The organism is Hydrogenophaga sp. 70-12 (genome assembly GCF_001897365.1).
GTDB classification, from domain to species: Bacteria; Pseudomonadota; Gammaproteobacteria; order Burkholderiales; family Burkholderiaceae_C; genus Hydrogenophaga; species Hydrogenophaga borbori.
The window spans coordinates 1-1,726 of record NZ_MKSS01000254.1 but is presented as its reverse complement, the minus strand read 5'-3'; the positions used below and the strand labels follow the sequence as shown (position 1 = coordinate 1,726).

3 protein-coding genes and 1 pseudogene (1 of these 4 cut by a window edge) are annotated in these 1,726 nt (G+C 70.6%); 2 read left to right on the top strand and 2 right to left on the bottom strand.

The genetic code is table 11. From position 1 onward, the window contains the following. Positions 1 to 372 (bottom strand): annotated as a pseudogene (locus tag BGO22_RS14270) (MFS transporter); it reaches 811 nt to the left of the window's first position. Next, positions 359 to 835: a MarR family winged helix-turn-helix transcriptional regulator gene (locus BGO22_RS14265; protein WP_070397589.1), complete on the bottom strand. Its 477-nt coding sequence runs from the start codon at positions 833 to 835 to the stop codon at positions 359 to 361. Before BGO22_RS14265 ends, BGO22_RS14270 begins: the two are co-directional and overlap by 14 nt. A 52-nt stretch (positions 836 to 887) precedes the next feature. Here BGO22_RS14265 and BGO22_RS14260 point away from each other — a divergent pair, with 52 nt between their 5' ends. Continuing rightward, positions 888 to 1,418 (top strand): PaaI family thioesterase, encoded by a 531-nt coding sequence (locus BGO22_RS14260; protein ID WP_139146929.1) that lies wholly within the window; start codon positions 888 to 890, stop codon positions 1,416 to 1,418. Positions 1,419 to 1,429: 11 nt separating this feature from the next. Next, on the top strand, positions 1,430 to 1,726 hold a 297-nt coding region (gloA, locus tag BGO22_RS14255), incomplete at its 3' end, for a lactoylglutathione lyase (RefSeq protein WP_286851415.1).

Here is a 1,726-nt window from a genome sequence, read left to right as displayed (position 1 = left end):
CAGCACCGAGGGCCCCGCCATGCCCGCCCCGCCCGCCGCCAGGATGCCCAGCGCGAAGATCAGGCCCAGCGTGGTCGTCATGTAGGGCGTGAGGAAGGTGCCCGCGGCCACCAGCAGTACGCCGATCAGCAGCACGCGGCCCGCGCCCACGCGGTCGGCGAAGGCCCCCGCGAAGGGCTGCGTGAGGCCCCACCACAGCTGGCCGAAGGCGAAGGCCAGGCTGATGCTGCCCACGCCCAGGCCGGTGGCCGTGTTCAGGGGCGACAGGAAAAAGCCCATGGTCTGGCGCGTGCCCATGGTGAGCGCGAAGGCGCCGGCCGCCGCCAGCAGCACCAGCCACCACAGGCGGGCGCGGGGTTCACTCGTTGTCATGGTGGGGCTCCGCGCCGTCCAGCAGCGCCAGGGATTGATCGATGAGGGCGTGCAGCGCGACCACGCGCGCCGCGCCCAGGCGTTGGTTCACCGTTTCCTGCGCCGCGCGCCAGCGGCGCTGCGCCTCGGCGCGCTTGGCCTGGCCCTCGGGCGTGGCCTGGATCAGCCAGCTGCGCGCGTCCGGCCCGGCGGCCTGCTCCACCCAGCCCGCGTCGATGAGCGGGCGCAGGTTGCGCGACAGCGTGGACGCGCTCATGTGCATCTGCTGCGCCAGCTCCACCGCGCGGATCGGCCCGAGCTTGGCGATGTAGGACAGCAGCGAGTACTGCGTGATCTTCAGGCCGGACTTGCCGACCTCGGCGTCGTACAGCGCGCCCACGGCGCGCACCAGTTGGCGCAGCTTGAGGTTGGTGCACCCCTGCGGCTTGGGCGGCGCGGATGACACGGCGGCGACAGTCGACATGGCAACGATTGTATCTACAATTCATGCATATACAACCTTCACGGAGCGACCGATGAGCGACACCCTGCAACGCTGGCTGGACGAGGAAAAGGCCGTGCTCGAGGCCATGGCCAAAGGGCCGGGCGCGGGCGTCTCCACGCCGCAGCAGGTCGCGGGCAAGAGCGGCCTGGAGCTGATGCAGGCCATGCTGCGCGGCGAGCTGCCCTTCCCGCCCATCGCGGCCACCATGGACTTCAACCTGGTGGCCGTGGCCGACGGCATGGCCACCTTCCAGGGCGCGCCGCTGGCGCGCCACCTCAACCCCATGGGTTCGGTGCACGGTGGCTGGTTCGCCACCCTGCTCGACTCGGCCCTGGGCTGCGCCGTGCACACCAAGATGCCGCCGGGCCGGGCCTACACCACGGCCGAGCTGGGCGTGAACCTGGTCAAGGCCCTCACGCCCAAGGTGCAGCGCGTGCGGGCCATCGGGCAGGTGATCCACGCCGGCCGCCAGCTCGCCACCGCCGAGGCCCGCCTGGTAGGCCCGGACGGCACCCTGTACGCGCATGCCACAACGACCTGCCTGGTCTTCGAGGCTCGGTGACAATCGACCCCATGCGACTCCTCCACACCATGCTGCGCGTGGGCAACCTCCAGCGCTCGATTCACTTCTACACGAACGTGCTCGGCATGAAGCTGCTGCGCACCTCCGAGAACCCCGAGTACAAGTACTCGCTGGCCTTCCTGGGCTTCGAGAGCAACCCGGCGCAGGCCGAGATCGAGCTCACCTACAACTGGGGCGTGGAGCAGTACGAGATGGGCACGGCCTACGGCCACATCGCCCTGGGCGTGCCCGACGCCTACGCGGCCTGCGAGAAGATCAAGGCCGCGGGCGGCCAGGTCACGCGCGAG